Source organism: Thioalkalivibrio sp. ALE22 (assembly GCF_000381445.1).
GTDB lineage: Bacteria > Pseudomonadota > Gammaproteobacteria > Ectothiorhodospirales > Ectothiorhodospiraceae > Thioalkalivibrio.
Genome location: NZ_KB906506.1, coordinates 59,595 through 77,422, shown reverse-complemented (window position 1 = coordinate 77,422; position 17,828 = coordinate 59,595). Strand labels below are relative to the sequence as shown.

Here is a 17,828-nt window from a genome sequence, read left to right as displayed (position 1 = left end):
CGCCGCGCGCACGCTGCGTCAGAAGGGCCAGATCGGGCTGTTAAAGAAGCGCGTGATCCAGCCGGGGGTGTTGCTGTCCGCCAGCACGCCGGAACCGCCGTAATAGACACGAGCGTTGGCGACCTGCGTGGAGAGCACGGTGTTGTTGGTGGTCACGTCCACCGGGCGCACGATGCCGCGAAAGCGCACGTATTCCTCGCCCTGGTTGATCCCCAGCCACTTCTCGCCCTGCACGACCAAGTTGCCGTTGGGCAGGACCTCGGCCACGGTCACGGTAATCTCGCCGTCGAGCTGGTTGCTCTGCGAGGAATCCCCCGAGCCGTCGAAGTCACGCGAGCTCGAATTGCTCGCGCCAAAAAGGGGGCGCCCGTTGAAGGTGGCATCGCGGCCGAAGGCCGACAGGTTCCCCAGGTCGAGATTGGAATCCTTGCCCGTGGAGGTCGACGCCGACTTCTGCGCGTTGGTGCTCTCCGCCAGGATCACGGTGAGGATGTCGCCCACGTTGCGCGCCTTGTAGTCCTCGAAGAGGCCCTGGGAATGCGCCGCCTGGTAGATCCCGCCATTGTTCTGCGACTGCGGGACCGGCTGGGCAGGCATCACCGGGCGATATTCCGGGTTGTCGTCCGGCTTGGTTGTTTGCGTGGCGGCGCAGGCGGACAGCAGCAGTGCGGCGGTCACGGCCAGGGCCGGGCGGAGAACGGTTCCGAGGCGCGTCATCACATCACCCGATGGTCTGGTTGACGAACTGCAGCGATTGGTCAGCCGCGGAGATCGCCTTGGAGTTCACCTCGTAGGCGCGCTGGGTCTCGATCATGTTCACCAGCTCCTCGGCGATGTTCACGTTCGAGGTCTCCAGCGAGCCCTGCACCACGGTGCCGGTCCCGTTCAGGCCCGGCAGGGACTGCTGTGCCACGCCGGACGCGGCGGTCTCGCGGAACAGGTTCTCGCCCACCGCCTGCAGGCCCGCCGGGTTCACGAAGTCCGCCAGCTGGATGTTGCCCAGCTCCACCGGCGCCGCCTGACCCGGGATCTGCGCGGTCACCGTGCCATCCTTGCCGATGGCCAGGGACTGCGTGTCCTCCGGTACGAACAGACCCGGCTGCAGCGGGTAGCCGTTGGACATCACGACCTGGCCGTCCGAATTCAGCTGGAAGCTGCCGTCGCGGGTATAGCCGACGTTGCCGTCGGGCAGCAGGATCTGGAAGAACCCGCGCCCCTCGATGGCGATGTCCAGCGAGTTGTCCGTCTGCTGCAGATTTCCCTGCTCGAACATCTTCTCGGTGGAGACGGCGCGCACGCCGGTGCCGATCTGCAGGCCCGAAGGCAGCTGCTGATCCTGGGTGGCCTGGGCGCCCGGCTGGCGCACGGTCTGGTAGATCAGGTCCTCGAATACCGCCCGGTCCTTCTTGAAGCCCGTGGTATTCACGTTGGCCAGGTTGTTCGAGACCGTCGACATGCGCGTGTGCTGCGCGTCGAGGCCGGTCTTGGCGATCCACAGTGCCTGGTTCATGGTGTTCTCCTGTTTTCTCTCAAGTGCCGCGCGAGTCCCGGGAAATTACCCGAGGCCCAGCAAGCGGTTACTGCTCTGTTCCAGCGTGTTGGCGCTGTCCATCATCTTCACCTGCATCTCGAAGTGACGGGACAGCTCGATCATTCGGGTCAGGGCCTCCACCGTGTTCACGTTGCTGCCCTCCAGCATCCCGGAGACGACGCGCACCTCGGCATCCGCCGGCGCCTCGCCGCCATCCGCCAGGCGGAACAGACCGTCATCACCCCGCTGGAGCTCGTCCGTATCCGGGTTGACCAGGCGGATGCGTTCCACCGCCGCCAGGGCCTCCGGACCCACGCCCAGCGGGCGCACGCTGATCGTCCCGTCGGTGCCGATCTCGATCTGCTCCGCCGGCGGGATGGCAATCGGCCCGCCATCCCCCAGGACCTGGTGGCCCTGCGCGGTGCGCAGCAGGCCGAAGGCATCCACATGCAGCGAACCGGCCCGGGTATAGCCCTCCTCCCCTTCCGGTCCCTGCACCGCGATGAACCCCTCGCCCTCGATGGCGATGTCCAGATCACGGCCGGTGCTCTGCATCTTGCCCTTGCTGAAATCCACCGCCTCGTTACCCACCTGGGTGTAGTCCCGCGAGGCATAGCCCGGGCCGCGTACCGGCACCGTATCCGCGGTGGCCAGGGCCTGGCGGAAGCCGTCGGTATTGGCGTTGGCGAGGTTGTGATTGTTGATGGCCTGTGCGTGCATCGTCTCCTTCGCACCGGACATCGCGATGTACAGAAATCGATCCATGCTCAAGCCCTCTTTACCAACTTATCCGATACTTAGCGGATATTGATGATCGTCTGGGTGACCTGGTCGGCCGTGGAGATCGTCTGCGCATTCGCCTGGAAGTTGCGCTGCGCGGTGATCAGGTTCACCAGCTCCTGGGCGATATCCACGTTCGAGGCCTCCAGCGCCCCGGCCTGCACCGACCCCAAGTTGCTGGATCCGGGCCGATCCAGGCGCACATCACCTGCTGCAAAGGTTTCGGCCCAGTTGTTGTCACCCAGCTGTTCCAGGCCCTGCGGATTGGGGAAATTCGCCAGCGCCAGCTGACCCAGCTCCGTGGACTGCCCATTGGTGAAACGAGCGAACACCACGCCGGTTTGATCGATGTCGATACCGGTGAGCTGTCCAGAGGCAAAGCCGTCCTGATTCAGGTCATTGACGGAAAAATCTCCGCCGAACTGGGTCGTACCGTCGAAGCTGATATCGAATTCCAGATCATCTGCCCCGTCCAAGCTAGTGCCCGGGACGAATAATCCCTCTGCAGCGGGACTAACACCGTTCAACTGACCGCTTGGGCCAAAGTCCAGTGTTAGCGCAGATGCCGGTGTACCAGGAGTAGCCGGGTCATCTGGATACTGAACCTCTACCAGCTCACCATCGTCTTGACGCACCGCGACATGGGCGTTCCACTCGTTCTGCCCCGTCTTCACGAAGTAGAGGTTGGCGTCCCGCGCAATGCCCAGAGAGTCATACATCGTGAGCGAGGTCGAGAAGTTGTAGGTCTCCGGATCCTCGAGATCAAAATCGTCCGGATCGGCACTCAAAGCCGGCGCATCCGAACGCAAATTAATCAGTGCCTCGAGATTCTCGGTGGCCTGAGGGGCGGCCGTATCGGTTTGCAGACGCAAATCCCCGAGATTCGTACCACCCGCCTCGTCATAGCCCTGCAGGCGCAGGCCCTGGTTGTTCACCAGGTACCCGTCGCGGTCGACCTGGAAGGCCCCCGCCCGGCTGTACACCGTGCTGCCCTGGTCATTAAGGACGAAGAAACCCTCTCCGTTGATCGCCAGGTCCAGGCCGTTCTCGGTGAACTCGGTCCGTCCCTGCGAGAACTGCTGGGTGACCGCCTGCAGTCGTGTGCCGGAGCCGATGGCTGTCTGGCTGATCCCGCCGAAGCTCTGGGCGAACACATCGCCGAACTCGGCACGGGAACGTTTAAACCCCGTGGTCCCCGAGTTGGACACATTGTTACCGGTGGTCTGCAGATCGGCCTGGGCCGCGTTCAGTCCGCTCAATCCGATATTGAAGGGCATGGGGTGTTTCCTCCGTCAGGGTTCTTGTTGCGGGGCGTCAGCCGCCAATCCGCCGTACATCCGAAAAGCTGATCTCGCCCAGGCCCTGCACGGTCAGTGCCAGCCCGGAGTCACTGCCCACCGCGACGCTTTCCACGCGGGCATCCAGAAAGGTATCCACGGCCTCCGACTGGGTCCCGGAGCGGGCCGTGGCCTTGAATTCGTAGACCCCCGGTGGCGCGAAGGTGCCGTCGTCGCGCATGCCGTCCCAGGTGAACTCCTGCAGGCCGCTGCCGGCAGCGCCCATATTCATGCGGCGAATGCGCTCGCCATTAGGGCTGTACACGTCGATCTGCAGCTCTTCGGTGGCGCGCTCCAGATCGACCGCGCCGTTCACCCGCCCGTCGGGCCCCAGCTCGCCAAACTCGACGGGCACCAGTACATCCTTGCCAACCAGCGAAGCCGCCTGCAGCGTCTGGTTCTGCCCCAGGGACTGCGCCAGCTTCTCGAAGGACTTGGACAGCTGCTCGATGCCGGTCACGGTGGAGAACTGCGCCATCTGGCCGAGGAAATCACCGTTATCCATCGGCTCCATCGGGTCCTGGTTCTCCAGCTGAGTGGTCATCAGCTTGAGGAAGTCGGACTGCCCGAGGCGGTCCATCTCGCCTTCCGGCTTCTTCTCCGGGCGCGACAGGCCGAGGCGATCAAGCAATTCAGGTGATATCTGTGTCATTTCGAACTCCTGGGCTAGCCCTGACCGATCTGCAGTGTGCGCTGGAGCAGCTGACGCGAGGTCTCCATCACCTCCACGTTCGCTTCGTAGTTGCGCGAGGCGGACATCATGTTGGCCATCTCCTCGACCACGCTGATCGCCGGGCGGAAGATGTAGCCCTCCTCGTTCGCCTGCGGGTGGTGTGGCTCGTAGTGGGCCTGTGGCGCGGCCTGCGACTCGGTCACGCCGGCCACCCGGACGGACGTCGCCGCACCATTGGGGTTGGCCTGATCCATCACGCTCTGAAACAGCACCTGCTTGGCGCGATACGCCTCGTCCGGGTTGGTGGCGACAGTGTTCGCGTTGGCCAGATTCGAGGCCACGGTATTCAGGCGCACCGACTGCGCCGACAGCGCCGAAGCCGAGGTATTGAACAGACTGAACATGTTGCTCACGACATCGATCTCCCGATCCGGTCGACGTTAGCGATCACCCCTAAGGGCCTCGCGGATGCCGGAGACCCGGCGATTGAGGAATTCCAGACTGCTCTGGTACTGGATCGCGTTCTCGGCAAAGGCGGCACGTTCCATCTGCGGATCCACCGTGTTGCCATCCAGAGACGCCTGCGACGGGACGCGATAAAGCGCCTCGGCCTGCCCGTTCATCGCCCCGGCATTGGGGTCGATATGCGCCGCCTGGCTACGCACCATGGGCAAGTGATTGCCGCTCCCCGTCGCGGACTCGAGCACCGCGCGAAAGTCGATGTCGCGCGCCTTGTAGTTCGGGGTGTCCGCATTGGCGATGTTGGACGCCAGCAGCTCCATACGCTGGGCGCGCACGTTGACCGCCTGCGGCAGGATACCCATCGCCTTGTCGAGAGAGAGACTCATCGTTTCCGTCCTGTCCGCCCGTGGCGGACCCTCGCTACCAGAACCGGGACGCAGCCATTGCGGCCCTTTGCGAGGAGACCGATGCAATCGCTATGCCAGCGACGGGAATCCGTCTCGGCTGGGGACGCCCTTAGCGGGAAACGTGGGAAGGGAGCAATTCGAGTCGCGGCCGCATTGCGCGGGCGTTTCGGACCTTGCGGCCCTGCGACCGAGGGGCGTCAGGATTTGAGCCGGAGGACCGAGCCGTAGTCGGTGCGAACCGTCTCGAAGGCCTTGGTGTACGGGCCGGCCGTCTCCGAAGCGCCAAGAAACAGATAGCCGCCCGGATTCATCTGCCGGGCAATACCGTCAAGAACCTGTCGCTTGGTCTCGCCGGAGAAATAGATCAGCACGTTGCGGCAGAACACCAGGTCGAACTTGCCCAGTGCCGCGTAGCTGTCGATCAGGTTGAGCTTCTGAAAACGACAGCGCCGCTGGACCTCGGGAACGACCTTGTGGCCGTCCGTCACGGTCTCGAAGAAGCGCGCGCGGCGGCTCTCGCTCAACCCGCGCACAATACTCAGGCCGTCGTAGACCGCCCGCCGGGCGTCATCCAGGATCTTCTCCGACAGGTCCGTCCCCAGGATGGATACCGGCACCTTGCGCGGGGGGCGGGATTCCTCCCACTCGGAGACGACCATGGAGATGCTGTAGGCCTCCTGGCCACTGGAACAGCCGGAAGACCAGACCTTGATGCTGCTTCCCTTCGCAGCCAGCTCCGGCAACAACACATGCCGGAGGATCTCGAACGGAAAGCCATCGCGAAACCACGAGGTTTCGTTGGTCGTCATCGCGTCGATCACACGGGTGCGCAGCCGCGGATTCGGGGCTTGCCGCATCGCGTGCAGGAGCTCCGGCACGCTCTTGAAGTCGAACTCGTCGAGCAGCCGGGACAGTCGGCTCGACACCAGATACTGACGGCTGTCACCCAGCACCAGGCCGCAGCAGTCCTGCAGGAAGCGGGAAAACTCCTCGTAATCGCGGGAATCGATCACCGGTTCATCCCCGAGCACAGTCCATGGTGATTAGCATCCTGATGACGAGTCCTTGACAGCGGCGCCCGCGCCACGAAACGCAGGGGGAATCCCCGGTAGCGGGTTTCAGTATACGGTGTCGCAGGCGGGACACGACACTGGGCCCTTGTCGGCCATGTGACGCCGCCCCGGCCTTGCCGGGCGGCAACCCCGTTCCCCCCGGCGGTCATTCGACCTGTTGATCCTCGCGCCCGGTCTGGTCGAGCACCGCGTTGGCCAGTTCGTCGGGGTTGAATTTCGAGAGAAACGCATCGGCCCCGGCGCGCTTGACCATGTCGGTATTGAACTCGCCGCTCAACGAGGAATGCAGCAGCACCTTCAGATCTTTCAGGGCGGGATTGTCCCGGATCCGCGCCGTCAGCGTATAGCCGTCCATGCGTGGCATCTCGATGTCCGAGATCACCAGCTCGATCTGGTCGCGAACCGGGCCCTCCCCGGCCTTCTGCTCCAGGAAGTCGAGCGCCTCCTGACCATCCTTGAAAACCTCGTATTCGAACCCGAGACCGCGAATCGCCCCCTCGATCTGCTTGCGCGCCACGACCGAGTCGTCAACGATCACGACCTTGCGCCCCCCCGCTGGCGTGGCGTCCGCTCGGATGGACTCGGAGACCTCGGTCGGCAGAGGATTGACGATCGAAAGCACCCGTTCCACGTCGATGATCTCGACCAGCTTGTTGTCGATCTCGGTGACCGCAACCAGGAAGGACTCGCGCCCCGTACCACGCGGAGGGGACTTCACGTCCTGCCAGTTCACATTCACGATCCGGTCCACGGCCGATACCCAGAACCCCTGAACCGAACGGTTGAACTCGGTGACCACCACCTTCTGGTCGCCGCTGTCGCTGGCACCGGCCGCGCTGCGCAGGCCCATGGCGCGCGCCAGATCAATGATCGGCACCGTGCCGCCCCGCAGCGTAGCCACACCGCGCACCACACTCATCGACCCCGGGATCTGGCGCAGCGGCGGCGACGGGATCACCTCGCGCACCTTGAACACGTTGATTCCGAAGGTCTGTGATCCACCCAGGTGGAACAGCAGCAGTTCCATCCGGTTCTGACCCACCAGCTGCGTTCGCTGGTTCACATCGTCAATGAATTGACTCATGGTGCTGCTCTCCTTGTCCCGCGCCCATCTGCCGCGAGCCGCTCCCGGGAGCTCAGTGTGCACCGCGCACCCCCGGGCTGTCATTTGCAATCGCCTGTATGCGCCTTCTGGCGCCGCTTCCCAGGGATAACGGCATTGAACGCCGGGCCTTGAGTCGGGCACCGCCCGGACAACTGGCATCAAACCTGCATAGCTTCGGGTCCGCGAACGGACGCGGCAGACCCGGGGTATTCCCTCGGGCGGCGAGGACCGGCATATGCATCCACATACAACCTGTACATCACGCTGCATCCCCATGGGGCTCATGGCTCTCGTGGCGTGGTTCGCGCTCTCCGTGCCGGCCCACGCCGAGATCCACCCCGTTGCGGAGATCCGCGCGGCCGCGGAACAGTTTCTGTTGCAGGAGCTGGACGCCGAACATAGCGACGACATCAATATCGAGATCGGCCAGCTCGACAACCGGCTCCGGCTGGCCTACTGCCATGACGGACTCAACGCCCGTTTCCCGCCCGGCGGCCGCCGCGACGGCAATACCGCGATCCACCTTCAGTGTGCGGGCCCGGTCACCTGGCAGCTGTATGTCCCGGCCACGGTGGAACGTTACGCTCAGGTGCTGGTGGCCAGTCGCAACCTCCCTCGCCAGCACACGCTGACCAGCGGCGATCTGCGCTTCCAGCGCATCGAGACGTCACGCCACGCGGGCAGTTATCATGAAGACAAGTCGGCCCTCATCGGTCAGCAGACCCGGCGCAGCATTCGTCCGGGCCAGATCATCGGCACACAGCACGTCACCCAGCGCGAGATCGTCAGCCGCGGCCAGCGGGTCACGATCCTTGCCGAAAACGGCTCGATCGCCATCCGCATGCAGGGCGAGGCCCTGGAAAACGGCAGCCTCGGGGACCGCATCCGGGTCAAGAACACCTCGTCCGGGCGCGTGGTCGAGGGCGAAATCCAGCCCTCCGGGCACGTCCGGGTGACACTTTGATGCCGACTCTGTGATCGGTGTTACAAAAACCACCGCCACAGGGCTACAGTTTCAGCACACGCGGCCGTAAACACTTGCAGCACAGTTACAACGACAGGACGGCACAATGGATATCAAGGGCCTCAACACGAACAGTCTGCGCCCCGACGGCCAGAGCTCCACGGTCAAGGGCCGCGAGGACTCCAGCGGCGCGCCCAACCGTGCGCAAGGGTCGGATAGCGCCGCGACCACCGGTAACGATTCGCTTACCCTGACCGGCGCCGCCCAGGCGATGAGTTCGGCCGCCAGCGCCGGCGAGAACGCCCCGTTCGACGCGGCGCGTGTGGCCGAGCTGCGCGAGGCGATCGCCAGCGGCAACTACCCGGTGGACAACGAACAGCTGGCCGACCGCATGATCGACCTCGAGCGCCTGCTGCGCTAATCACGGACCTCACCGATGAACACCGACACGCGCCATCGCCTGCTGCGCTCCCTGGAAACCTCGATCCGGCTGGCCCACCAACTGGAAGAGGCCCTGATCCAGGAGACCCGCGCGGTCGAGGCGCGCACCCCGGAGACCCTGCAGGAGGTCGTGGCGACCAAGCAGGGGCTGCTGCAGGACCTCGAGACCGAGACCCGCCAGCAGCGCGCTATCGCCGAGGCCGCGAGCGAGTCATTCACGCCCGAGGGCATGGCCCGCCTGCTCTCGCGCATGGACGACGGTGCCGTCCTCAACGATCACTGGCAGGCCCTGCGCCAGTCCATCGAGCGCTGCAACACCCTCAACCAGGGCAACGCACGCCTGATCGATCGCGATCGCCAGCGCGTGGAGCTCTCCATGCAGATCCTGCGCGGCGAAGAGGCCGGCCCGGCGGCGACCTACGACCCCTACGGGCGCACCCGCCCCAACACCCGTGGCGGACGCCGTATCACACAAGCCTGATGCAGCTTATTCGCACCGATGCTGGCATTTCGGATGCTCGACCAGTACCTTGCGTCCTCACACCCAGCTAACGTCACGGACGCATGGACGAAACCGACTACACGGTCGACAAGCCGGACCGGATCGCCGGCATTCTCAAGGACCTGGACCACAAGCTCACCCTGGTCAGCGTCCGGCTCGACGCCGACGGCCCGCTGTACACTTCGGCCCTGGTCCGGCTGGACCCCGCCGCGAAGGAACTCTTTCTCGACGAACTGAATCCGCCGCGCGCGCACCAGCATGTCACCTCCGGTATGCCCCTGCGGGTATTCGCCGCGCTGCGCGGCGTGGCCGTACGCTTCTCCACCACCGTGGCCCGGATCGAACATGAAGAAGGCGGCGCCCTGTACGCCTGCCCCTACCCCGAAACACTGGAGCATCTCCAGCGCCGCGAAACCTTCCGCGTTCACATCCCCATGGCCCAGCGCCCGCAGATCGAACTGCGCGCGCCCGGCTGGAAGGACCCGGTCATCGGCGAGCTCGTCGATCTCTCGGGCCAGGGCATGTGCATCGAGCTGGCCACGGCCACGCTCGACACGCTGGAGACCGGCACCACCCTCGCGTTCACCAATCTGCTGCTCCCCGACGTCAGTGAGCGGCTCTCGGGCGACCTGCGCCTGGCCAACCGGCGGCGCAGTACGCGGGAGGGCTACGAATACGCCGGCTTCGAGATTGTCGGGATGACCCAGTGGCTGGAGCGCCAGACCAACCTCGCCTTGCTGCATTACCAGCGCGAGGCGCGTCGCCGCTCGATGGAATAGACCCGCCCGGACAAACTCGGACGTCAGACACAAAAAAGGCCGCTACAAGCGGCCTTTTTCATGCTTCCCGTTTGGTCGGGACGGCAGGATTTGAACCTGCGACCCTCTGCACCCCATGCAGATGCGCTACCAGACTGCGCCACGCCCCGAAGCCGCGAACTATATCCGATTCCCCGCCGTCACGAAAGCACCCAACACCGTCAAAGCGAACCGAGCGCCCATCACGGCACACGAGTGTTTAGTTCACCACAGAGTGCACGGAGGACACAGAGAAACGCGTGAAAACGGAAGGCATCGATGGCTCGCGGATTCGGAGACGGGATGCGCCGCAATGGATGCGGCCCTTTAACCCGCGACCAGACCCGAAAGACCTTCTTCGTGAACTTCGTGCCCTCTGTGGTTCAAAAAGACTTTCTGAACGCGGGCACAAGGAAGGTCAGGCGCGGAGCGTGCGCAGTACGGACTCGAGCTCGGAGATGGTGTCCTGGATGATCTGCTGGGCCTGCTGGCGATCGCCCTTCGCCTCGTCACCGGAGAGCTTCTGGCGGGCCCCGTTGATCGTGTAGCCCTCCTCGTACAGCAGAGCCCGGATCTGGCGGATCAGGATCACGTCCTGGCGCTGATAGTAGCGGCGGTTCCCGCGGCGCTTCACCGGCGCCAGCATCGGGAATTCCTGCTCCCAGTAGCGCAGCACGTGCGGCTTGACCTGGCACAGCTCCGCCACCTCGCCGATCGTGAAGTAGCGCTTGCCCGGGATCGCGGGCAGTTCCTGGTGGTTACTCGCCTCCAGCATAGCTCTCTACCCGCTCGCGCAGTTTTTGCCCCGGGCGGAAGGTAACCACACGTCGCGCGGATACCGGGATCTCCTCGCCCGTCTTCGGATTGCGTCCCGGACGCTGGTTCTTGTCGCGCAGGATGAAGTTGCCGAAGCCCGAGAGTTTTACGCCCTCGCCTGCTTCCAGCGACTGGCGCATTTCCTCGAAGAACATCTCGACGAATTCCTTGGCCTCCCGCTTGTTGAGACCCAGTTCCTCGTTTAGCACGGCGGCAAGATCCGCCTTGGTAACAGCTGCCATCGCCTTATTGTCTCAGGGTTGCGTTGAACCGGGCCTGGAGATGCTGCATCACCGCGTCGGTGACGCCAGCCACATCCTGTTCGCCTAGGGTGCGATCAAAAGCCCGTAAAATCAAGCCCAAAGCCAGGCTCTTCTCGTCCGGATTCAAGCCCTTGCCCTGGTACAGATCAAACAGGCGGACATCCTGCACCAGCTCCAGGTCCAGCTCCCGGATGGCCGCCAGCACGTCGCCGGCGGCAACCGATTCGCCGACCACCACCGCCAGATCGCGCCGGATCGACGGATAGGGCGACAGCGGGCTGAACTGGGCCACCGGCGCGCGGGCCACGGCGACCGCGTCCAGGTCGAACAGGTAGACGGGCTCCACGTCGAATCGCTCGCACAGGGAGGGGTGCAACCGCCCGACCCAGCCAATCGCCTGGCCATCCACCAGGACGCGCGCTGACTGACCATCATGCAACGCCGGGTGCCGTTCCATACGGAAGCCCAGCTCCCCGGAGACCCGCTCGCAGAGGGTCTCCACCACCCCCTTCGCGTCAAAGAAATCGATCTTCCTCGGGGCCCCTTCCCAGTGCTCCGGTGCCGCCCGGCCGCCGAGCAGACCGGCCAGGCGTGCCTCCTGGCGCAAACCCGAGGCGTCCGGAACAAACCGCAGACCGTGCTCGAACAGCCGCAGATCCGGTTGCTGGCGCGCCTGGTTGTACGCTGCGGCAGTCACCAGTCCCGGCCACAGCCCGGGACGCATCACCGCCAGGTCGGACGAGATGGGATTGGCCAGGGCCAGGGGTTCGACGTCCGGATAGAACGCCCGGGCCGTGTCCGCCGCAACAAAGCTGAAGCTGATGATCTCGTGAAACCCGCGGCGCGCGAGCCCGTCGCGCAGTGACCGCAGGGCATTGTCCGGGGTCACCGGCGCCACGGGCGTCGGCAGGGTCTGCGGCAGGGCATCGTAGCCGTGCACCCGCGCCAGCTCCTCGATCAGGTCCTCTTCGCGTTCCAGATCGAACCGCGCGCGCGGCGCCCGCACCGACCAGCCGTTACCGACCGTCTCCACCTCGCAGTCCAGCGCCCGCAGGATGCGTTCGATCTCGGCGGCATCGAGTGTGACCCCCAGCAGGCGCTGGACCCGCTCCGGGCGCAGGGTGATCGCGTTCTCCCGGTGCGGAGCCGGCGTCTCGCCGGTCTGCTCGACCGGGCCGCACTGCCCTCCGCAGATCGCAAGAAGAAGCTCAGTGGCGCGCTCCATGGCCCGGGGGACCAGGGTGGGATCGACCCCGCGCTCGAAGCGGTGCGAGGCATCGGTGTGCAACCCGTGGGCCCGGGCGCGGCCGGCCAGGGCACGCGGGGTGAAATGCGCGCACTCGAGGATTACCCGCGTGGTGGCCTCGTCGACCGCACTGGCGGCCCCGCCCATCACGCCGGCGAGCGCCAGCGGCCCATCCTCTCCAGCAATCACCACGTCCCTGGGCGACAGTTTCACCGTCTGCTCCCCACCCAGCAGGGTCAGGGATTCACCCCCTTCCCCGCGGCGCACGATGATCCGTTCACCGGCGCGCCCGGCATCAAAGGCATGCAGGGGCTGGCCCAGCTCCAGCATGACGTAGTTGGTCACATCCACGATGGCGCTTAGCGGACGCACCCCGGCACGCCGCAGGCGTTCCGTCATCCAGACCGGTGTGGCAGCCTTCGCGTCCAGCCCCTCCAGCACCCGCGCCGCATACAGCGGGCAGGCCTCCGCATCGCGGACCTCAATGGCCACACGGGCTTCACTGGCCACCTGCACGCCCGGCATGTCCGGGGCGTGCAGCGGGCGATCGAGCAAGGCCGAACATTCGCGGGCAATACCCCGCATCCCCAGGCAATCCGCCCGATTCGGGGTCAGGTCCACCTCGAGGATGGTGTCGTCCAGCCCGAGGGCCTCGCGCAGGTCCAGGCCGGCCTCCAGGTCCGATGGCAGCGCCATCAGTCCCGCCGCATCCTCGGACAGGCCCAGCTCGCGGGCCGAGCAGAGCATTCCCTCGGAGGCCACCCCGCGCAGCTTCGAGCGCTTGATCCGGAAATCGCCGGGCAAAACCGCCCCCACCACGGCCACAGGCGCACGCATGCCCTCGTGCACATTGGGCGCCCCGCACACGATGGTCAGCGGCTCCGCCGCGCCAGCCGCGACGCGGCACACGCGCAGGCGATCGGCATCCGGATGCGGCTCCACCGAAAGGACATGACCCACCCGCACGCCGCTGAAATCCGGGGCCGCGGGTTCCAGGGCGTCCAGCTCCAGCCCTGCCATGGTCAGGCGATGCCCCAGCGCCTCCGGGGTTTCGTCGATCTGCAGCCATTCCTGCAGCCACTGCACACTGATACGCATTAGCCTGTCTGCCCGAATTGCCCGATAAAGCGGATATCGTTGTCGAAGAACAGCCGGAGATCATTCACGCCGTGGCGCAACATCGCCATGCGCTCCACCCCCAGCCCGAAGGCAAAGCCCGTGTACTGCTCGGCGTCGATCCCGACGTGCCCCAGCACGTTCGGATGCACCATCCCGCAGCCCATCACCTCCAGCCAGCCGGTATGGCTGCACACCCGACACCCCTCACCGCCGCAGTGCACGCACTGGATGTCGACCTCCGCCGAGGGTTCGGTGAACGGGAAGTAGGAGGGCCGAAACCGGGTGGCCAGATCATCACGGTCGAAAAAGGCCTGCAGGAAGGCGCTCAGCACACCGCGCAGATCCGCGAAGGTGATATCCGTATCCACGCACAGCCCTTCCACCTGATGGAACATCGGGCTGTGGGTCAGATCGGAATCACAGCGATACACCCTCCCGGGCGCGATGACCCGCAGCGGCGGCTTCTGCTGCTCCATGGTCCGGATCTGCACCGGCGAGGTATGCGTACGCAGCACCCGGTGGGCGTCGAAGTAGAACGTGTCGTGCATCGCCCGCGCGGGGTGATGCTCGGGGATATTCAGGGCCTCGAAGTTGTGGAAGTCGTCCTCCACCTCCGGTCCCTCGGCCACGCGGAACCCGAGACCGGCAAAGAAGGTCTCGATTCGTTCAAGCGTCTGCGTGATCGGGTGCAGGGCACCCGGCCCCGGCCGGCGCCCCGGCAGCGTCACGTCCACCCGCTCGCTGGCCAGCTGATCCGCCAGGGCCGCCTGCGCCAGCGCTTCCTTGCGCGCCTCGATCAGACCGGCGACCTCGGCCTTGGCTTCGTTCACCTTCTGGCCCGCGGCGGGGCGTTCCTCCGCCGTCAGCTTGCCGAGTTCCTTCAACTGGGCGGTAATCGACCCCTTCTTGCCCAGGTACTGCACCCGGACCTCATCCAGCGCCTTCAGGTCGGTGGCCGCCTCGATGCGGTCGCGCGCCTCGGCGACGAGCTGTTGCAGTTGCTCCACGTGCGTTCCCCGAAAATGATGGGCGACGGCTTACCCGCCGTCCCGGTGTTCCCTGTTCCCGAAACAAAAAAGGGAGGGCGTCGACCCTCCCCTTTCCGGGACCCGCCAGGCAATGCCCGGCGGGTAATCCTGCAGGATCCTGCTCAGGCCGGCAGTGCGGCCTTGGCCTTTTCGGCGATCTTGCCGAAGGCGGTCAGGTCGTGCACGGCCAGATCGGCCAGGCTCTTGCGGTCGATCTCGATCTCGGCCTTCTTCAGACCCGCCATCAGGCGGCTGTAGGAGAGATCGAACTGACGGGCCGCCGCATTGATGCGGACGATCCACAGCGACCGGAACTGGCGCTTCTTCTGGCGACGGTCACGGTAGGCGTACTGGCCGGCCTTGATGACGGCCTGGTTGGCAACGCGGAAGACGTTCTTCCGGGCGCCGTAGTAGCCCTTGGCCTGCTTCAGGACCTTCTTGTGACGGGCGTGAGCGGTTACACCGCGCTTGACTCGTGGCATGTCTCGATTCCTCGGTCAGTTCAACGGTACGGCAGCAGCTTGCGCACGGCCGGGGCATCCGACTCGTGCACCATCGCCGGACTGCGCAGGTGACGCTTACGCTTGGTAGGCTTCTTGGTCAGGATGTGGCTGCGGTGCGACTGGAACCGCTTGAACTTCCCCGACCCGGTACGGGTGAAGCGCTTGGCCGCACCCCGATTGGTCTTGATCTTCGGCATTACTCTCTCCGGCATTTGGGGCCGTACCCGATTCGGGCCGGCCGTTTGTGAAAAGGCGATACGGGTATGCGGAGACCCGGCCGCCCTTGTTGTCTGACCGGCCTACTTCTTCTTGCCAGTCAGCACCATGATCATCTGGCGCCCTTCCATCTTCGGGCGCTGTTCCACGACCGCAATATCGGCCATGTCCTGCTCGATCTTGTCGAGCAGCTCGCCACCGAGTTCCTGGTGGCGCATCTCGCGCCCGCGAAAGCGGATGGTGACCTTACCCTTGTCGCCGGCCTCGATGAACCGGCGCAGGTTGCGAAGCTTGACGTTGTAGTCGCCCTCGTCCGTACCCGGACGAAACTTCACTTCCTTGATCTGGATCTGCTTCTGCTTCTTCTTGGCTTCCTGCGCCTTCTTCGCCTGCTCGAACTTGTACTTGCCGTAGTCCATGATCCGGGCCACGGGCGGCTCGGCATTCGGCGAGATTTCGACCAGGTCCAGACCGCTTTCCGCGGCCATTTCCAGGGCCTCTGCAGTACTGCAGACGCCGCGATTCTCGCCCTCGGCGTCGATCAGTCGGATTTGCGGGCTGGTGATCTGATCGTTCAGGCGGACCGTTTTCGCTGCGCTAATAGCCTTCTCTCCAGTTCAAGGTTCAGTGTTGGCGACTCGCGACCTCCTCCCGGAGGCGCTCGCCGAAGGCCTCGAGACTCATCACGCCGAGGTCTTCTCCGCTTCGCGTGCGTACCGCGACCTGCCCGTTTTCCATTTCCTTGTCTCCAAGGACCAGCAGATACGGCACGCGCTTGAGCGTGTGCTCGCGAATCTTAAAGCCGATCTTCTCGTTTCTCAAGTCGGACTCGACCCGGAAACCCTTGTCCCGCAGCGTCTTGGTGACCTCGCGGGCGTAGTCGTCCTGGCGCTCGGTAATGGTCAGCACCTCGGCCTGCACCGGCGCCAGCCAGGTCGGGAAGTGCCCGGCGTAGTGCTCGATCAGCACGCCGAAGAAGCGCTCCACCGACCCCAGCAGCGCGCGGTGGATCATGATCGGGCGACGGCGCTCGTTGTCCTCGGCCACGTACTCCATGTCGAAGCGCTCGGGCAGGTTGAAGTCCAGCTGTACCGTGGAGCACTGCCATTCGCGGCCGATCGCGTCGTGGATCTTGATGTCGATCTTCGGTCCGTAGAACGCACCGCCGCCCTCGTCCACCGAATACTTCAGCCCCTTCTTCTCGATCGCCGAGCGCAGCGAAGCGGTCGCGTGCTCCCAGATCGCGTCGGAGCCGACCGCGTCCTCGGGCTTGGTCGAGAGGTTCACGTCGAACTTCTCGAAGCCGAAGGTCTGCAGGACCTCCAGCGTCAGGTCGATCACCGCCATCACCTCGGCCTCGATCTGGTCCTCGCGGCAGAAGATATGGGCGTCGTCCTGGGTGAAACCGCGCACACGCATCAGCCCGTGCAGCGCACCGGACATCTCGCGGCGGTACACCGTGCCCATCTCCGCCCAGCGCAGCGGCAGGTCGCGGTAGGAGTGCAACCGGTCCTTGTACATCAGCACATGGAACGGGCAGTTCATCGGCTTGAGCTGGAAGGCCTGATGCTCATCCTCCATCGGCTCGTACATGGACTCGGCGTAGAAGTCCGCGTGGCCGGAGGTCTTCCACAGCTCGAGGTTCGCGATGTGCGGCGACACGACGAAGTCGTAACCCGCCTTCTCGTGCATGTCGTACCAGTACTTCTCGATCTCGCGGCGAATGCGCGCGCCCTTCGGGTGCCAGAACACCAGGCCGCCACCGGCCTCGTCCTGGATCGAGAAGAGATCCAGCTCCTGGCCGATCTTGCGGTGATCGCGGCGCTCGGCCTCTTTCAGGCGTTCCAGGTATTCCTTCAGCTGGTCCTTGTTCGGCCAGGCGGTGCCGTAGATGCGCTGCAGCATCTCGTTGTCGGAGTCGCCGCGCCAGTAGGCGCCGGCCACCTTGGTCAGCTTGAAGGCCTTCAGCTTGCCGGTGGAAGGGATATGCGGGCCGCGGCAGAGATCGACAAAGTCGCCCTGCTTGTACAGCGAGATGTTTTCGCCCTGCGGGATGCTGGCAATGATCTCGGCCTTGTACTCCTCGCCCATGTCGCGGAAGTACTTCACCGCCTCGTCGCGATCCATCAGCGAGCGCTCCACCGGCAGGTCCTGTTTGGCCAGCTCTTTCATCCGCTTCTCGATCTTCTCCAGATCCTCCGGCGTGAAGCCGCGGTCATAGGCAAAGTCGTAGTAGAAGCCGTTCTCGATGGTCGGGCCGATGGTGACCTGGGCCTCGGGAAAGAGCTGCTTGACCGCCTGCGCCATCAGGTGCGCGGTCGAATGCCGGATGATCTCCACCCCCTCCGGGTCGCGGTCGGTCACGATCGCGAGTTCGGCGTCATCGTCGATCTCGTGGCGGGCATCGACCAGCTGGCCATTCACCTTGCCGGCCAGGGTCGCCTTGGCGAGGCCCGGACCGATGTCCTTGGCCACATCCAGCACGGTGACCGGATGATCGAACTCGCGGCGGCTGCCGTCGGGGAGGGTTACTGCGGGCATTGCGAGGCTCCTTCGCCGACCCAT

21 protein-coding genes and 1 tRNA gene are annotated in these 17,828 nt (G+C 64.9%); 4 read left to right on the top strand and 18 right to left on the bottom strand.

The window, feature by feature from the left end; translation table 11 throughout:
• Window positions 1-18: 18 nt before the first annotated feature.
• The 9 genes from flgH to F793_RS0109085 all read right to left on the bottom strand — a co-directional run bounded on the left by flgH (window position 19) and on the right by F793_RS0109085 (window position 7,347).
• Window positions 19-717: a flagellar basal body L-ring protein FlgH gene (gene flgH / locus F793_RS0109125; RefSeq protein WP_018867337.1), complete on the bottom strand. Its 699-nt coding sequence runs from the start codon at window positions 715-717 to the stop codon at window positions 19-21.
• Window positions 718-721: 4 nt separating this feature from the next.
• Window positions 722-1,510: a flagellar basal-body rod protein FlgG gene (flgG, locus tag F793_RS0109120; RefSeq protein ID WP_018867336.1), complete on the bottom strand. Its 789-nt coding sequence runs from the start codon at window positions 1,508-1,510 to the stop codon at window positions 722-724.
• Window positions 1,511-1,555: 45 nt separating this feature from the next.
• A complete protein-coding gene (gene flgF, locus F793_RS0109115) occupies window positions 1,556-2,296 on the bottom strand; it encodes a flagellar basal-body rod protein FlgF (protein ID WP_018877826.1) in 741 nt (246 codons plus the stop codon).
• Between the two features lie 32 nt (window positions 2,297-2,328).
• Window positions 2,329-3,588 carry a flagellar hook protein FlgE gene (gene flgE, locus F793_RS0109110; protein WP_018867334.1) on the bottom strand — a complete coding sequence of 420 codons (1,260 nt, stop codon included), beginning with the start codon at window positions 3,586-3,588 and terminating at the stop codon, window positions 2,329-2,331.
• 37 nt (window positions 3,589-3,625) lie between these two features.
• Window positions 3,626-4,300 (bottom strand): flagellar hook assembly protein FlgD, encoded by a 675-nt coding sequence (locus F793_RS0109105; protein ID WP_018867333.1) that lies wholly within the window; start codon window positions 4,298-4,300, stop codon window positions 3,626-3,628.
• Window positions 4,301-4,314: 14 nt separating this feature from the next.
• Window positions 4,315-4,734, bottom strand: a complete 420-nt coding sequence (flgC, locus tag F793_RS0109100; RefSeq protein ID WP_026280871.1) for a flagellar basal body rod protein FlgC — start codon at window positions 4,732-4,734, stop codon at window positions 4,315-4,317.
• Window positions 4,735-4,761: 27 nt separating this feature from the next.
• Complete coding sequence (gene flgB / locus F793_RS0109095) at window positions 4,762-5,169, bottom strand: flagellar basal body rod protein FlgB (RefSeq protein ID WP_038037090.1); 408 nt, start codon at window positions 5,167-5,169, stop codon at window positions 4,762-4,764.
• A gap of 218 nt (window positions 5,170-5,387) precedes the next feature.
• On the bottom strand, window positions 5,388-6,203 hold the full coding sequence (locus F793_RS0109090) for a protein-glutamate O-methyltransferase CheR (protein WP_026279283.1): 816 nt from the start codon (window positions 6,201-6,203) through the stop codon (window positions 5,388-5,390).
• Window positions 6,204-6,408: 205 nt separating this feature from the next.
• Entirely contained in the window at window positions 6,409-7,347 is a 939-nt protein-coding gene (locus F793_RS0109085) for a chemotaxis protein CheV (protein ID WP_018867329.1), read from the bottom strand.
• 295 nt (window positions 7,348-7,642) lie between these two features.
• Between F793_RS0109085 and flgA the strand changes: the two genes are divergently transcribed.
• The 4 genes from flgA (at window position 7,643) to F793_RS0109065 (ending at window position 10,054) form a co-directional block, all read left to right on the top strand.
• The gene (gene flgA / locus F793_RS0109080; RefSeq protein ID WP_018877830.1) at window positions 7,643-8,332 is read left to right on the top strand and encodes a flagellar basal body P-ring formation chaperone FlgA; all 690 of its coding nucleotides are present in this window, start codon (window positions 7,643-7,645) and stop codon (window positions 8,330-8,332) included.
• A gap of 106 nt (window positions 8,333-8,438) precedes the next feature.
• Window positions 8,439-8,753, top strand: a complete 315-nt coding sequence (gene flgM, locus F793_RS0109075) for a flagellar biosynthesis anti-sigma factor FlgM (protein WP_018877831.1) — start codon at window positions 8,439-8,441, stop codon at window positions 8,751-8,753.
• Window positions 8,754-8,768: 15 nt separating this feature from the next.
• Window positions 8,769-9,254: a flagella synthesis protein FlgN gene (locus F793_RS0109070; RefSeq protein ID WP_018882378.1), complete on the top strand. Its 486-nt coding sequence runs from the start codon at window positions 8,769-8,771 to the stop codon at window positions 9,252-9,254.
• 83 nt (window positions 9,255-9,337) lie between these two features.
• On the top strand, window positions 9,338-10,054 hold the full coding sequence (locus tag F793_RS0109065; protein ID WP_018867325.1) for a flagellar brake protein: 717 nt from the start codon (window positions 9,338-9,340) through the stop codon (window positions 10,052-10,054).
• 72 nt (window positions 10,055-10,126) lie between these two features.
• On the opposite strand, the gene F793_RS0109060 is transcribed toward F793_RS0109065, so the two are convergent.
• The 9 genes from F793_RS0109060 to thrS all read right to left on the bottom strand — a co-directional run bounded on the left by F793_RS0109060 (window position 10,127) and on the right by thrS (window position 17,804).
• Window positions 10,127-10,203: transfer RNA gene (locus F793_RS0109060), tRNA-Pro, on the bottom strand.
• A 287-nt stretch (window positions 10,204-10,490) separates the two neighbouring features.
• On the bottom strand, window positions 10,491-10,847 hold the full coding sequence (locus F793_RS0109055; RefSeq protein ID WP_018867324.1) for a MerR family transcriptional regulator: 357 nt from the start codon (window positions 10,845-10,847) through the stop codon (window positions 10,491-10,493).
• Complete coding sequence (locus tag F793_RS0109050) at window positions 10,831-11,130, bottom strand: integration host factor subunit alpha (RefSeq protein WP_018867323.1); 300 nt, start codon at window positions 11,128-11,130, stop codon at window positions 10,831-10,833. Before F793_RS0109050 ends, F793_RS0109055 begins: the two co-directional genes overlap by 17 nt.
• Window positions 11,131-11,134: 4 nt before the next feature.
• Window positions 11,135-13,495, bottom strand: coding sequence for a phenylalanine--tRNA ligase subunit beta (pheT, locus tag F793_RS0109045; RefSeq protein WP_018882379.1), 2,361 nt, complete (start codon window positions 13,493-13,495; stop codon window positions 11,135-11,137).
• A complete protein-coding gene (pheS, locus tag F793_RS0109040; RefSeq protein WP_018876827.1) occupies window positions 13,495-14,523 on the bottom strand; it encodes a phenylalanine--tRNA ligase subunit alpha in 1,029 nt (342 codons plus the stop codon). Before pheS ends, pheT begins: the two co-directional genes overlap by 1 nt.
• Window positions 14,524-14,666: 143 nt before the next feature.
• Window positions 14,667-15,026, bottom strand: a complete 360-nt coding sequence (rplT, locus tag F793_RS0109035; protein WP_017925358.1) for a 50S ribosomal protein L20 — start codon at window positions 15,024-15,026, stop codon at window positions 14,667-14,669.
• A 20-nt stretch (window positions 15,027-15,046) separates the two neighbouring features.
• On the bottom strand, window positions 15,047-15,244 hold the full coding sequence (rpmI, locus tag F793_RS0109030) for a 50S ribosomal protein L35 (RefSeq protein ID WP_017942014.1): 198 nt from the start codon (window positions 15,242-15,244) through the stop codon (window positions 15,047-15,049).
• Between the two features lie 102 nt (window positions 15,245-15,346).
• The gene (gene infC / locus F793_RS0109025) at window positions 15,347-15,865 is read right to left on the bottom strand and encodes a translation initiation factor IF-3 (protein ID WP_081618407.1); all 519 of its coding nucleotides are present in this window, start codon (window positions 15,863-15,865) and stop codon (window positions 15,347-15,349) included.
• Window positions 15,866-15,887: 22 nt separating this feature from the next.
• Complete coding sequence (thrS, locus tag F793_RS0109020) at window positions 15,888-17,804, bottom strand: threonine--tRNA ligase (protein ID WP_018867319.1); 1,917 nt, start codon at window positions 17,802-17,804, stop codon at window positions 15,888-15,890.
• Window positions 17,805-17,828: the final 24 nt, after the last annotated feature.

Excerpts from the sequence above, each read along its gene's own strand:
- flgH (WP_018867337.1), bottom strand. The coding sequence starts at position 717 with ATGACGCGCCTCGGAACCGTTCTCCGCCCGGCCCTGGCCGTGACCGCC.
- flgG (WP_018867336.1), bottom strand. The coding sequence starts at position 1,510 with ATGAACCAGGCACTGTGGATCGCCAAGACCGGCCTCGACGCGCAGCAC.
- flgF (WP_018877826.1), bottom strand. The coding sequence starts at position 2,296 with ATGGATCGATTTCTGTACATCGCGATGTCCGGTGCGAAGGAGACGATG.
- flgE (WP_018867334.1), bottom strand. The coding sequence starts at position 3,588 with ATGCCCTTCAATATCGGATTGAGCGGACTGAACGCGGCCCAGGCCGAT.
- F793_RS0109105 (WP_018867333.1), bottom strand. The coding sequence starts at position 4,300 with ATGACACAGATATCACCTGAATTGCTTGATCGCCTCGGCCTGTCGCGC.
- flgB (WP_038037090.1), bottom strand. The coding sequence starts at position 5,169 with ATGAGTCTCTCTCTCGACAAGGCGATGGGTATCCTGCCGCAGGCGGTC.
- F793_RS0109085 (WP_018867329.1), bottom strand. The coding sequence starts at position 7,347 with ATGAGTCAATTCATTGACGATGTGAACCAGCGAACGCAGCTGGTGGGT.
- flgA (WP_018877830.1), top strand. The coding sequence starts at position 7,643 with ATGGGGCTCATGGCTCTCGTGGCGTGGTTCGCGCTCTCCGTGCCGGCC.
- flgM (WP_018877831.1), top strand. The coding sequence starts at position 8,439 with ATGGATATCAAGGGCCTCAACACGAACAGTCTGCGCCCCGACGGCCAG.
- F793_RS0109070 (WP_018882378.1), top strand. The coding sequence starts at position 8,769 with ATGAACACCGACACGCGCCATCGCCTGCTGCGCTCCCTGGAAACCTCG.
- F793_RS0109065 (WP_018867325.1), top strand. The coding sequence starts at position 9,338 with ATGGACGAAACCGACTACACGGTCGACAAGCCGGACCGGATCGCCGGC.
- F793_RS0109055 (WP_018867324.1), bottom strand. The coding sequence starts at position 10,847 with ATGCTGGAGGCGAGTAACCACCAGGAACTGCCCGCGATCCCGGGCAAG.
- F793_RS0109050 (WP_018867323.1), bottom strand. The coding sequence starts at position 11,130 with ATGGCAGCTGTTACCAAGGCGGATCTTGCCGCCGTGCTAAACGAGGAA.
- pheT (WP_018882379.1), bottom strand. The coding sequence starts at position 13,495 with ATGCGTATCAGTGTGCAGTGGCTGCAGGAATGGCTGCAGATCGACGAA.
- rplT (WP_017925358.1), bottom strand. The coding sequence starts at position 15,026 with ATGCCACGAGTCAAGCGCGGTGTAACCGCTCACGCCCGTCACAAGAAG.
- rpmI (WP_017942014.1), bottom strand. The coding sequence starts at position 15,244 with ATGCCGAAGATCAAGACCAATCGGGGTGCGGCCAAGCGCTTCACCCGT.
- thrS (WP_018867319.1), bottom strand. The coding sequence starts at position 17,804 with ATGCCCGCAGTAACCCTCCCCGACGGCAGCCGCCGCGAGTTCGATCAT.